Source organism: Nocardia sp. NPDC050799 (genome assembly GCF_040654015.1).
Taxonomy (GTDB): Bacteria; Actinomycetota; Actinomycetes; order Mycobacteriales; family Mycobacteriaceae; genus Nocardia.
Genome location: NZ_JBFAHF010000055.1, coordinates 18,800 through 33,610 on the forward strand (window position 1 = coordinate 18,800; position 14,811 = coordinate 33,610).

The following is a 14,811-nucleotide window of genomic DNA, read 5'->3' on the forward strand; positions in this document are numbered from 1 at the left end:
TCCCGCTCTGCGGCAGGCAGTCGCCGATGTGGTGGACCGCCACGAAACCTTGCGGACACGCTATCCGGTGGGTCCGGGTGGGGTGCCGTACCAGGATGTGCTTCCCACCGCGCAGGTGATCGCCGGTGGTCTCCCGCTCGTCGCTACCGATGATCCGGTGGCCAGGATCAGTGAGTTGCTGTCGGCCGGTTTCGATGTGACGGCCGAGGTGCCGCTGCGGGTCGAATTGTTGCAGGTGGCCGGTGCGGGCGATACCGGCGAGGTTTCCGCCGCCGGCGAATTCGTGCTGGCGATGGCGGTGCACCATATCGCGGCCGACGGCGCCTCGGTGGGACCGCTGACCCTGGACCTGATGACCGCGTATGCGGCGCGGACGGCCGGGGATGCTCCGGGGTGGGCACCCCTGCCGGTGCAGTATGCGGATTACAGCATCTGGCAGCGGGAGTTGCTGGGTGATGAGGCCGATCCGGAGTCGATCGCGGCGCAGCAGGTCGGGTATTGGCAGTCGATGCTGGCGGGTGTTCCGGATCAGTTGGATCTGCCGTCGGATCGGCCGCGTCCGGCGGTGCAGTCGTTTGCCGGTGGGCGGGTCGAGGTCGCGATCGACGCGGTAACCCATGCCGGTTTGGTGCGGCTGGCGCAGCAGCAGAACGCTACTTTGTTCATGGTCGTGCACTCGGCGCTGGCGGTGTTGTTGTCGCGGTTGTCGGGTGCCGATGACATCACTATCGGTACGCCGGTGGCGGGTCGTGGTGAGCAGGCGCTCGATGATCTGATCGGTATGTTCGTGAACACGCTGGTGTTCCGGACCCAGCTGGATCGCGGTGAGTCGTTCGCGGATCTACTCGGTCGCCAGCGTGAAGTCGATATCGCGGCTTATGCGCATGCCGACGTGCCGTTCGAGCGTCTGGTGGAGGTGCTCAACCCGGCGCGTTCGCAGGGGCGGCATCCGTTGTTCCAGGTCGGGTTCACGTTCCAGAACATGACCGCGTCCGTATTGGAACTGCCCGGCCTGACGGTTTCCGCGGTGGATGTCGACGCCGAGATCTCACAGTTCGACCTGAACCTGATACTCAACGACTCGTACGACATCACCGGTGTGCCGGGGGGGTTGTCCGGTTATCTGACCTATGCCAGCGCACTGTTCGACCACGCCACCGTCCAGGGATTCGTGGACCGGTTCGTGCGGTTGCTGCAGGAGGTCCTGGTTGCGCCGGAGACGGCTGTCGGTGATCTGGAGATCCTGGCGCCGGTCGAGCACACGAAGATGCTGGCGGAGTGGAACGCGACCGAGCACGCGCTCCCGGCAGGACTGTTGCTGGACGGGTTCGATGCCGCTGCCGCGGCGTACCCGGAGCGAGTGGCGGTTTCGTTCGAGGGGACGAGTCTGTCCTATGGCGAGTTCGCCGGTCGGGTGAACCGGCTCGCGCGGCATCTGATCGCGCAGGGCGTCGGGCCCGAGACGCTGGTGGGTCTGCTGGTGACGCGGTCGCTGGATCTCGTGGTCGGGATGTACGCGGTGGTCGCCGCGGGTGGTGCGTATGTGCCGTTGGATCCGGCGCATCCGGCGGAGCGGATCGGTTACATTCTCGATACCGCGGCACCGTTGTGTGTGCTGACCACGACTGCTGATGCGATGGCAGTGCCGGAGGACACCGGTGTGCCGGTGCTCGAGTTGGATACCCTCGAAACCGGTGGTTACGACTCGGCGCAGGTGACCGATGCTGATCGGTTGGCGCCGGTGCGGCCGTCGAATACGGCGTATGTGATCTTCACGTCGGGTTCGACGGGTCGTCCCAAGGGTGTGGCCGTCTCGCATTCGGCGATCGTGAACCAGGTCGCGTGGATGCTGTCGCAGTACCCGCTGGGCGCAGAAGATGTGTATCTGCAGAAGACGGCGACGACGTTCGACGTGTCTCTGTGGGGTTACTTCCTGCCGTTGGCCGCGGGTGCGCACCTGGTGGTGGCGGCTCCGGATGGTCACCGGGATCCGGCCTACCTGGCGGAGATCATTGCCGAGCAAGAGGTGACGGTCACCGACTTCGTGCCGTCGATGTTGGGTGTGTTCGCCGCCCACACTCCCGCGGGTTCGATTCCGTCGCTCGAGCATGTGTTCGTGATCGGTGAAGCCCTGCCGCCGGAGACGGTGACGGCGATGCATGCGATTTCGGGTGCTGCTGTGCACAATTTGTATGGTCCGACCGAGGCCGCGGTGTCGATCACCTATTGGCAGGCGACCGGTCACGAGTCGGGCAGTGTGCCGATCGGTGTACCGCAGTGGAACAGCCGTGTGTATGTGCTCGACAGCAGGTTGCGGCCGGTTCCCGAGGGTGTCACGGGTGAGTTGTACCTTGCGGGTGATCAGTTGGCTCGCGGGTATGTGACCCGTCCGGATCTGAGTTCGGATCGTTTCGTCGCGAACCCGTTTGCTGACTCCGAGCGGATGTATCGGACCGGTGACCTGGTGCGGTGGCGGCGTATCGAGGGCGACTCGGATGCGCAGCCGGTGCTGGAGTACCTGGGTCGTACCGATTTCCAGGTGAAGTTCCGTGGTCAGCGGATCGAGCTGGGTGAGATCGAATCGGCGTTGCTGGCGCAGCCCGCGGTGAGCCAGGCTGTGGTGACCGTCGCGGCGTCCGATCTGGGCGAGCAGCTCGTCGGTTACGTGGTTCCCGCTCCGGGTGCGCAGATCGTATCGGCTGTGCTGCTCGATGATCTGCGTGATGTGCTGCCGGTGTACATGATCCCGGCTGTGGTCATGGAGCTGGATGCGTTCCCGTTGAACACCTCGGGGAAGCTGGATCGTAAGGCGTTGCCGGCGCCGGTGTTCGAGACGCGGGAGTTCCGGGCTGCGTCGACGCCGATCGAGGAGATCGTGGCGGGGGTGTTCGCCGATGTGCTGGGTGTGGAGCGGATCGGTGCCGATGACGATTTCTTCGCGCTGGGTGGTAACTCGCTGATCGCGACCCAGGTCGCCGCGCGCTTGGGTGCGGCGTTGGACACCACGGTGCCGGTGCGGATGCTGTTCGAGACACCGACCGTGGCGGCGTTGGCTGTGCGGGTGGAACAGGCCGGTGCGAGTGGTCGCGTGGCGTTGACGCCGCGGGAGCGCCCGATCCAGATCCTGCCCACAGGTGAAGTCGTGGAGCAGGTGCCGTTGTCGCTGGCGCAGCAGCGGATGTGGTTCCTCAACCGGTACGACACCGAATCGGCGGTCAACAACATTCCGATCGCGATCCGGATGTCCGGCTACCTCGACATCGCAGCCCTGCAGGTTGCTTTCATCGATGTGATCGACCGGCACGAATCGCTGCGGACCGTGTTCCCGCAGAAGGGCCGGACTCCGGTCCAGGTGATCCTGGACGCGGCTCAGGTGGTACCGGATCTGACTCCGTACCTGATCCGCGAGGACAGGCTCATCGAGCACCTGATCGATCTGGTGACGATGGCCTTCGACGTCACCGTCGAGGTACCGCTGCATGCTCGGCTCTTCGAGATCAGCGAAAACGAATACGTACTCGGTATGGTGGTGCACCATATCTCCGCCGACGGTTGGTCGATGGGCCCGCTGGCGCGAGATGTGATGGCCGCCTACGCGGCACGCGTCAGCTGGGAACCCCCGGCCTGGGCCAGCCTTCCGGTGCAGTACGCGGATTACGCGCTGTGGCAGCGTGAGGTGCTGGGTTCGGAGGACGATCCGAATTCGCTCATCTCCGAACAGGTGCGGTACTGGAAGGAGAAACTGGCCGGCCTGCCGGACGAGCTGGTACTTCCGGCGGACCGACCTCGCGCGGCCGTTTCGTCCTTCTCGGGCGGCCTTCATTCATTCGAGATCAGCCCGGAGACCCGCCGCCGGATCGTGGATCTGGGCTGGCGGCACAATGCTTCACCGTTCATGGTCGTGCACAGTGCGCTGGCCGTATTCCTGGCGCGGATCACCGGAGAATCCGATATCGGTGTCGGTACTCCGGTAGCCGGCCGTGGTGATGCGGCACTGGAGAACCTGGTCGGCATGTTCGTCAACACATTGGTGTTGCGAACTCCGGTTCGCGGCGATATGTCCTTCACCGAATTGCTCGCGGAGGTCCGGAATACCGATCTGCAGGCGTTCGCTCATGCGGATGTGCCGTTCGAACGGCTGGTGGAGGTGCTGAATCCGGCACGTTCACAGGCGCGCCACCCGATTTTCCAGGTGGCTCTGTCATTCGAGAATCTGCCGGACCGGCATTTCGAATTGCCGGATCTGCGGGTCGCTCCGGTCGATTTCGAGACCAGCCTGGAGAAGTTCGATCTCTCGTTCAATTTCCGGGGGACCGGCGACACCGCGGACGCCGGTATGCAGGGCGCGCTCTCGTATTCCCGGGATCTGTTCGATCACTCGACGATCGAGATGTTCGCCGATCGGTTCGTGCGGTTGCTGGAGGAGGTCCTGGCCGCGCCGGAGACGGCTGTCGGTGATCTGGAGATCCTGGCGCCGGTCGAGCGCACGAAGATGCTGGCGGAGTGGAATGCGACCGAGCATGCGCTCCCGGCCGGGTTGCTGCTGGACGGGTTCAATGCCGCGGCTGTGGCGTATCCGGAGCGGGTGGCGGTTTCGTTCGAGGGGACGAGTCTGTCCTATGGCGAGTTCGCTGGTCGGGTGAACCGGTTGGCGCGGCATCTGATCGCGCAGGGTGTCGGTCCCGAGACGCTGGTGGGTCTGCTTGTTTCGCGGTCGTTGGATCTGGTTGTCGGGATGTATGCGGTGGTGGCCGCTGGTGGTGCGTATGTGCCGTTGGATCCGGCGCATCCGGCGGAGCGGATCGGTTACATTCTCGAGACGGCGTCGCCGTTGTGTGTGCTGACGACTACCGGTGATGCGGGTGCGGTGCCCGAGGGTGCGGGTGTGCCGGTGCTCGAGTTGGACACCGTGGATGTGTCGGGCTACGCCGATGGCGAGGTGACCGATGCTGATCGGTTGGCGCCGGTGCGGTCGTCGAATACGGCGTATGTGATTTTCACGTCGGGTTCGACGGGTCGTCCGAAGGGTGTGGCGGTTCCGCATTCGGCGATCGGTAATCAGGTTGCGTGGATGTTGTCGCAGTACCCGCTGGGTGCAGAAGATGTGTATCTGCAGAAGACGGCGACGACGTTCGATGTGTCGTTGTGGGGTTACTTCCTGCCCTTGGCCGCCGGTGCGCACCTGGTGGTGGCGACTCCCGATGGTCATCGGGATACCGAATATTTGGCGCGGACGATCGCTGAGCAGCAAGTGACGGTGACGGATTTCGTGCCGTCGATGTTGGGTGTGTTCGCTGCCCATACTGCGGCGGGTTCGATTCCGTCGCTCGAGCATGTGTTCGTGATCGGTGAGGCGTTGCCGCCGGAGACGGTGACGGCGATGCATGCGATTTCCGGTGCTGCTGTGCACAATTTGTATGGTCCGACCGAGGCTGCGGTGTCGATCACCTATTGGCAGGCGACCGGTCAGGAAACCACTGGTGTGCCGATTGGTGTGCCGCAGTGGAACAGCCGTGTGTATGTGCTGGATTCGCGTCTGCGGCCGGTTCCCGCCGGTGTGGTGGGTGAGCTCTATCTCGCGGGTGATCAGTTGGCTCGCGGGTATGTGACGCGACCGGATCTGAGTTCGGACCGTTTCGTCGCGAGTCCGTTCGATGCCGGTCAGCGGATGTATCGCACGGGTGACCTGGTCCGGTGGACTCACGTGATCGGCGATTCGCCGACCGAGGGCTGGACCGAATCGTTGCCGGTGCTCGAGTATCTGGGTCGTACCGATTTCCAGGTGAAGTTCCGTGGTCAGCGGATCGAGCTCGGGGAGATCGAATCGGCGTTGCTGGCCCAGCCGGCGGTGAGCCAGGCCATCGTGACGGTCGCGGCGTCCGAGCTCGGTGAGCAGTTGGTCGCCTATGTCGTGCCCGCACCCGGAGAGCAGATCGACTCCGGCGTGTTGCTGGAGTCGCTGCGTGATGTGCTGCCGGTGTACATGATCCCGGCCGTGGTCATGGAACTGGATGCGTTCCCCTTGAACACTTCGGGCAAGCTGGATCGTAAGGCGTTGCCGGCGCCGGTGTTCGAGACGCGGGAGTTCCGGGCTGCGTCGACGCCGATCGAGGAGATCGTGGCGGGGGTGTTCGCCGATGTGCTGGGTGTGGAGCGGATCGGTGCCGATGATGATTTCTTCGCCCTGGGCGGTAACTCGCTGATCGCGACCCAGGTCGCGGCCCGCCTGAGTGCGGCGCTGGACGTGCAGGTGCCGGTGCGGATGCTGTTCGAGGCCTCCACGGTGGCCGCGTTGGCTGCCGCCGCGGAATCCGCCACCGGGCGTGGTGATCTGCCGGTGCTGGCGGCGCGGGAGCGGCCGGAGCGGGTGCCGTTGTCGCTGGCGCAGCAGCGGATGTGGTTCCTCAACCGGTTCGACGATCGGTCCGCGGCCTACAACATCCCGCTGGCGGTGCGGTTGACCGGTGATCTGGACGTGGACGCGTTGCGCGCGGCCGTCTCGGATCTGGTGGCGCGGCACGAGGTGCTGCGGACCGTGTATCCGGAAGTGGACGGTATCGGCTACCAGCAGGTGCTGCCGGCCGGTGCGGTGGATATCGAGCTCGATCCCGAGCCGGTCACCGAGGCGGAACTGCCCGCCCGCATCCTCGAGTTGGCCGGGGTGCTCTTCGACGTCGTGGCCGAACTCCCGTTCCGGGTGTCGCTGCTGCGCCTGGACGAGCACAACTACGTGCTCCTCCTGGTCGCACACCACATCAGCGCCGACGGCTTCTCGCCGCGTCCGCTGCTGCGGGATCTCGTCGTCGCCTACAACGACCGCAGCCGCGGTGTGGTCCCCGCCTGGGAACCGCTGGCGGTGCAGTACGCCGATTACACGCTGTGGCAGCGTGAGGTGCTGGGCTCGGAGGACGATCCCGAATCGGTGGCCGCCGAACAGATCGCCTACTGGCGCGAACAGTTGCGGGATATGCCCGACCGACTGGATCTGCCGGCCGACCGGCCGCGGCCGGAGATATCCTCCGATTCCGGCGCCGCCCACGATTTCGTGGTCGACGTCGAATTGCGTACCGCGCTGGAGACTCTGGCCCGGTCGCACGGCACCACACTGTTCATGGTGGTGCACGCCGCCCTCGCCACCTGGGCGAGCCGGATGTCCAGCAGTTCCGATATCAGTATCGGAACCCCGATCGCCGGTCGCGGCGAACAGGCGCTCGACGATCTGGTCGGTATGTTCGTCAACACCCTGGTCCTGCGGACCGAGGTGGCCCCGGGTACGCCGTTCACCGAACTACTGGCCGAGGTGCGCCGCACCGACCTCGCCGCCTTCGCGAACGCCGATATCCCGTTCGAGCGGCTCGTCGATATCCTCAACCCGCGCCGTTCGCGGGCGCATCACCCGTTGTTCCAGGTCGTGCTGGCCTTCGAGGCCGCATCGGTGGCGGATACGGCGGCGGTATCGCTGCCCGGGCTCGACCTCGGCGTCGTCGACTTCCAGACCGGTCAGTCGAAGTTCGATCTCCAGCTGACGGTGGGCACCGAGAGTGCCGCCGGCGGCGGCCTGCGGATGCAGTGGGCATACGCCACCGATCTGTTCGATCCGGAGACCGTGGCCGGTTTCTCCGATCGTTTCCTGCGCATACTGCGCGCGATCGTCCGGGAGCCGGCGACAGCGGTCGGGGATATCGATCTGCTCGCCGACACCGAGCGCTTCGATGTGACACAGCGCTGGGCGCAATCCCGTGCGGATGCCCGCCCCGGGGTGTTCAGCATCGACGGCGTAGCGCTCGACGACCCCGAGACGGCCACCCTGGCCGGGCTGTTCGAGGCTGCTGCCGGAGAACACCCGCACCGGACCGCCGCGAAGTACGAGGGCGATCAGCTCACCTACGCCGAGTTGGAGCGCCGGGCGAATGTGCTGGCGCGCCGGTTGATCGCCGAGGGCGCCGGACCGGAGGACCGGGTCGCGGTGCTGTTGCCGCGGTCGCTGGATCTGGTGGTCACCCTGCTCGCGGTGATCAAATCCGGTGCCGCGTACGTGCCGGTGGATCCGGATTCCCCCGCCGATCGGATCGCCTACATACTCCAGGACGCGCGTCCCGCGACCGTGGTACTGGATTCCTCGGTGCGGGTGGACCTGCCCGGCGGTATCTCCCGGGTCGTGGTGGACGGGTACGCCGTGGAGGCCGGCGATATCGAGGACGCCGACGACGGTCCGGTCTCCGACGCCGATCGCCTGGCGCCGTTGCGTCCGGACAACACCGCCTACGTCATCTACACCTCCGGTTCCACCGGCCGCCCCAAGGGCGTCGCGGTGGCGCACCGCAGCGTGGTGCGGCTGTTCGCCAATACCGAACGCGAGTTCGGGTTCGGCCCCGAGGACGTGTGGACCCTCTTCCACTCCTACGCGTTCGACTTCTCGGTCTGGGAGCTGTGGGGACCGCTGCTCTTCGGCGGCACCCTGGTGGTCGTCGACTACTACACCTCGCGCTCGCCGCAGCAGTTCCTGGAACTGCTGCGCACGGAGCGGGTCACCGTGCTGAACCAGACGCCGTCGGCGTTCTATCAGCTGGCCGAGGCGGACCGCACCGCGGCGGCCGAACGTCCGCTCGCGCTGCGGTATGTCGTATTCGGTGGTGAGGCACTGGAACTGCGCCGGCTCTCCGATTGGATCGCCCGGCACGGCGACGGCTCGACCGGACGCACCGTCCAGCTCGGCGACCGGGAAACCGCCTCGCCGGTGCTGGTGAACATGTACGGCATCACCGAGACCACCGTGCACGTGGCCTACCGCGCGCTGGACGCGGAGGTCATCGCCGGGGCCACGGGCAGCGTGATCGGCCGGGCGATCGCCGGGCTGAAGATCTACGTACTGGACAGCCGGCTGCGACCGGTGCCGGTCGGGGTCACGGGCGAGTTGTACATCGCGGGTGGGCAACTGGCCCACGGTTACCTGGATCGCCCGGACCTGACGGCGGCTCGTTTCGTGGCCGACCCGCTGGCCGAGCCCGGTGCGCCCGGGGCACGGCTCTACCGCTCCGGCGATCTGGCGCGCTGGAACCGCTCCGGCGAACTCGAATATCTGGGCCGGGCCGACGACCAGGTCAAGGTGCGCGGCTTCCGGATCGAGCTCGGTGAGATCGAGGCTGCGGTGCTCGCGCAGCCGGATGTCGCGCAGGCCGCGGTCATCGTCCGCGAGGACAATCCGGGCGATCACCGGATCGTCGCGTATGTGGTGTCGGAGACCGAGGACGAGCCAGACACAGAAGCGATTCGCGAAGGTGTCGGTCAGCGGGTGCCCTCCTACATGGTGCCGTCCGCGGTGATCGTGCTGGACCGGATTCCATTGACCATCAACGGCAAGCTGGATCGCCGGGCCCTGCCCGCGCCGGTGTTCGAATCGGGTGGTTCCCGCGCGGCATCGACCCCGATCGAGGAGATCGTGGCCGGGGTCTTCGCGGAGGTCCTCGGTACCGAACGGGTCGGCGCCGACGACGATTTCTTCGCCCTCGGCGGCAACTCGCTGATCGCGACCCAGGTCGCGGCCCGGATCGGGGCCGCACTCGATACCCAGGTCCCGGTGCGGATGCTGTTCGAGGATTCGACGGTGGCCGCGCTCGCGGCCCGGGTGGAACAGCAGGCCGGTGCCGGTGGGCGTCCGGTTCTCGCCCCGCGCCCCCGGCCCGAACGCCCGCCGCTGTCGCAGGCACAGCAGCGGATATGGTTCCTCAACCGCTTCGAACCGGAGTCCGCGGTCGACAATATTCCGCTCGTCCTGCGGCTCACCGGCACGGTCGATATGACGGTGCTGCTGCAGGCGGTGTCCGATGTGATCGCCCGGCACGAATCCCTGCGCACCGTGTACCCGGCCCACGAGGGCATCGGCTACCAGCAGGTGCTGCCGCCGGACCGCGCGGTTCCGGAGGTGGAGATCCTCGAAACGCACCGGGCCGCGGTGTCGGGTGCCGAACTGAGTGGCGACCTCCTCGCGTCGATCGCCGAATTCGGTTTCCGCGGCTTCGATCTGACCACCGAACTGCCGGTTCGGCTGCGGGTCTATCGCCTGACCGAGGACGACTACGTGCTGGCCGGTGTGGTGCACCATATCGCCGCCGACGGTTTCTCGATGCGGCCGCTGAGCCGTGACCTGATGATCGCGTACTCGGCGCGTTCGGCCGGCGCGGCCCCGGACTGGGAGCCGATGGCCGTGCAGTACATCGATTACGCGATGTGGCAGCGCGAGGTACTCGGGTCCGATGAGGATCCGGCGTCGCTGGTCTCCCAGCAGCTGGACTTCTGGCGGGCCGAACTGGACGAACTGCCCGACGAACTCCGGTTGTCCAGCCGGCCCCGGCCGGCGGTCGCCAGCGAACGGGCGGCGACACACCGGTTCGTCGTGCCCGGTGCGGTGATCGACGAGTTGAACCGGGTCGCCCAGGCGCAGGGCGTCACCTTGTTCATGCTCGTGCACAGCACGTTCGCCACTTTGCTCGCCCGCCTCAGCGGTACCGACGATATCGCCATCGGTATTCCCGTCGCCGGCCGCGGCGAGCGGGTTCTCGACGAGCTGATCGGCATGTTCGTCAACACGCTGGTGTTGCGGACCCGGGTCGATATCGGCGCGCCGTTCGCCGAACTGCTCGCGCATGTGCGCGATCGCGATCTGGCCGCGTTCGCACACGCCGACGTGCCGTTCGAGCGGCTGGTCGAGGCCCTCAATCCGGTCCGTTCCCAATCCCGTCAGCCGCTGTTCCAGGTGATGCTCGCCTTCCAGAACCTGGGCGACACCCGGCTGGAACTGCCGGGTCTGACGATGACCGGGTTCGATGTCGAGATACCCAACACCAAGTACGACCTGTCGCTCACCATGAGCGACACGGTCGCCGGCGGGTCGGGCATGGACGCCGAGATCCTGTACGCCACCGATCTCTTCGACGACGACTTCATCTCCGAGTTCGGCCGGCGTTTCGTGCGGGTGCTGCGCGCGGTGATCGCGGACGCGACGGTGCCGGTCGGGGATATCGAGCTCATGGCCCCGGCCGAACGCGCCCTGGTGCTCGATCGCTGGAACGCGACGGGCTTCCCGGTGGAGACCGCGCTCACCGAGACCCCCGGCAATGCCACCGCCACCCTGGTTTCCCTGTTCGAGGCGCAGGTCGCCCGGACGCCGGACGAGATCGCGCTGACCTTCGAGGGGACGAATCTGTCCTACGCCGAGTTCGCGGGCCGGGTACATCGGCTGGCCCGCCGGCTCGTCGGAATGGGTGTCGGGCCCGAGGTGTATGTGGCGCTGGGTATGCAGCGGTCCTTCGATCTCGTCGTCGGTATGTACGCCGTCGTCGTGGCCGGCGGCGCCTACATACCGCTGGATCCGGAACAGCCGGTGGAACGGCTCGGGCATATCCTCGATACCGCGCGTCCGGTGTGTGTGCTCACCGCCGGTGCGGACCTGGACCCGGTGATCGAACGGCAGCTGCGCATCGATCGGCTGGACCTGTCCGAGTACTCAGATGCCCCGCTCACCGATACGGATCGGCTGCGGCCACTGCGCTCGGCCAACACCGCGTACGTGATCTTCACTTCCGGCTCGACCGGCCGCCCCAAGGGCGTCGCGGTGGCGCACAAGGCGATCGTGAACTACCTGGTGGCCGCACACGCGCGGTACGGGATGAGTGCGTCCGATGTCATGCTGCAGCGCGCCACGGTCACCTTCGACGCGTCGGTCCCCGAGTTCTTCCTGCCGTTGCAGGTGGGCGCGCGGCTCGTCATCGCCCGCCCGGACGGACATCGTGACCCCGCCTATCTCGCCGGGATCATCGCCTCCGAAGGGGTGACGACGGTGCAGTTCGTGCCGTCGATGCTGTCGGTGATCATGGCCGACACCGGCCCCGACGCCTGGTCGAGTGTGCGCCATATCGTCGTCGGCGGCGAGGCGCTTCCCGTCGATCTGCCGCGACGGTTGCGGAAACTGACCGATGCCCGGCTGGACAATCTGTACGGTCCCACCGAGGCCACGGTCGACCTCATCTTCCACGAGGTGACCGAGGCCGATACGGAGTCGGTACCGATCGGCGTCCCGGCTTTCAACACCCAGGCCTACGTGCTGGACGGCCGGTTGCGCCCGGTGCCGCCGGGGGTTCCCGGCGAACTCTATGTGGCCGGCGCGCAGCTGGCGCGGGGGTATGTGGATCGCCCGGATCTGACCTTCGACCGCTTCGTGGCGAACCCGTTCGGCGCCGGCGCACGGATGTACCGTACCGGCGACCTGGCGCGCTGGAATGTCGATGGTGAGCTCGAGTATCTGGGCCGCACCGACTTCCAGGTGAAGCTGCGCGGTCTGCGTATCGAGCTCGGTGAGATCGAGGCGGCGCTGCTCGGTGTGGACGAGATCGCCCAGGTAGTGGTGGTCATGCGCACCGATGAGCACACCGGTGACCAGCTGGTGGCCTATCTCGTGCCGGAAACCGGCCGGGCGATCGATCCGGAGGCGGTGCGGTCCGCACTGCGTGCCGAACTTCCGGCCTATATGGTGCCCGCGGCCTTCGTGGTGCTCGACGCGTTCCCGATGAACGCGGCCGGCAAACTGGACCGCAAATCGCTGCCGGCACCGGTGTTCGAGGCGCGAGTGTTCCGGGCGCCGTCGACTCCGATCGAGGAGGTCGTGGCATCGACGTTCGCCGAGGTGCTCGGTCTGGAGCGCGTCGGTGCGGACGACGATTTCTTCGAGCTGGGCGGTAACTCGCTGGTCGCGACCCAGGTCGCGGCCCGGATCGGGGCCGCGCTCGATACCCAGGTCACGGTGCGCGCGCTGTTCGAGGCGCCGACGGTGGCCGCATTGGCCGTGCGGGTCGAGCAGGCCGGTGAGAAAGCGCGTCCGGCACTGGTGGCCGGGCCGCGGCCCGAGCTGGTGCCGTTGTCGTACGCGCAGCAGCGGATGTGGTTCCTGAACCAGTACGACACCTCGTCGGTGGCCTACAACCTGCCGATGGCGATCCGGCTCGCCGGTGAGCTGGACGTGGCAGCGCTGCGCGCGGCCCTGGCCGATGTGCTCCGCCGCCACGAATCGCTGCGCACCTACTTCCCGGAGCGTTCCGGAGTGCCGGTGCAGCTGGTCGTGCCCGCGGACCGGGTCGATCTGCGATTGGAGACGGTCGCGGTCACCGTGGACGAGCTGCCCGCCGCGGTAGCGGAGTTCGTGGGCGTCGGTTTCGACGTGTCCGTGGCCCCGCCGTTGCGGGCGCGGTTGCTAGAGGTGACGCCGCGGGAATTCGTGCTGGTGGTGGTCGTGCACCATATCTCCGGCGACGGTTTCTCGATGGCTCCGCTGGCCCGGGACGTGATGACCGCGTACGCGGCGCGGGCCCGGGATCTCGAGCCGGGATGGGATCAGCTCCGGGTCCAGTACGCCGACTACACGCTGTGGCAGCGGCAGGTGCTGGGCGCCGAGGACGATGTGAATTCGCCGCTGGCGCGTCAGATCGCGTTCTGGCAGCGCACTCTCGACGGTGTTCCCGACGAGTTGGCGCTGCCGCTGGACCGGCCGCGTCCGGCGGTGGCGTCGATGCGCGGCGCGACGGTGCGCGGTGAGTTGTCCGCTGAGCTGATCCAGGGCCTGGACGGTGTGGCGCGCGGTCGTGGCGCGTCGATGTTCATGGTGCTGCATGCGGCGTTGGCGGCGTTGCTGGCGCGGTTGTCCGGTAGCGACGACATCGCGATCGGTACGCCGATCGCGGGTCGTGGTGAGCGGGCCCTGGACGATCTGGTCGGCATGTTCGTCAACACGCTCGTATTGCGGACGAGTGTCGGTTCCGGTGAATCGTTCGCCGAGCTCGTGACCCGCGCTCGGCAGGTCGATCTGGACGCGTTCGGCAATGCCGACGTACCGTTCGAGCGGCTGGTGGATCTGCTGGCGCCGGAGCGTTCGCAGGCGCGCAACCCGCTGTTCCAGGTGGCGCTGTCGCTGCAGAACAATGAGCAGCCGGTGCTGGATCTGGCGGGTCTGGAGGTCTCCGGGCTGGATCTCGTGGAGGACGTGGCCCGGTTCGATCTGCAGTTCACGCTGGCCGAGAACGGCTCCGGCGGGATGACTCTCTTCCTGAACTACGCCACCGAACTGTTCGACGAGGCGACCATCCGGACCGTGATCACCCGGTTCCGGCAGGTGCTGACCGCGGTGGCCGCGGACCCGGATATCGCACTGGGGTCGATCGAAATCCTCGACGAGGCCGAGCGTGCCGAGGTCCTGTCCCGCACGGGTGGTGCGGCGGTGCCGGCGTCGACATTGCCGGAGTTGCTGGCCGCGGCGGTGGCGGTGGATCCGTCGGCGCCGGCGGTGGTGTTCGAGGGTGTCCGGTACTCCTACGGTGAGTTCGACGAGCGGTCGAACCAGTTGGCGCAGGTGTTGATCGAGCGTTGCCTGGGTGCCGAGGATCTGGTGGCGGTGGCGGTGCCGCGGTCGGCGGATTCGGTGCTGGCGGAGTGGGCTGTCACCAAGTCGGGTGCGGCGTTCCTGCCGATCGATCCGACCTATCCGGCGGATCGTATTGCGCATATGCTCTCCGATTCGGGTGCGCCGGTGGGTATCACGGTGTCGAGTGTGCGGGCGGATCTGCCCGACTCGGTGGATTGGCTGGTGCTCGACGAGTTGGCTCTGGATACGTATCCGGCCGGTGCGATTACCGATGCGGATCGGGTGTGGCCGCTGACCCCGGCGAACACGGCCTATGTCATCTACACCTCCGGTTCGACCGGTTTGCCCAAGGGTGTTGTCGTTTCGCATGCGGGTTTGGCGAATTTCAGTGCCGAGCAGGTTGA

Annotated in this window: 1 protein-coding gene (running past one end of the window); it reads left to right on the top strand. The window is 66.8% G+C overall.

Translation table 11 applies throughout. The features are described 5' to 3' along the window. The coding region annotated (locus tag AB0H42_RS33270; protein WP_357063194.1) for a non-ribosomal peptide synthase/polyketide synthase crosses the window boundary (this coding region is incomplete at its 3' end): on the top strand, positions 1–14,811 show 14,811 of its 31,031 nt. 16,220 nt of the annotated region lie to the left of the window's left edge.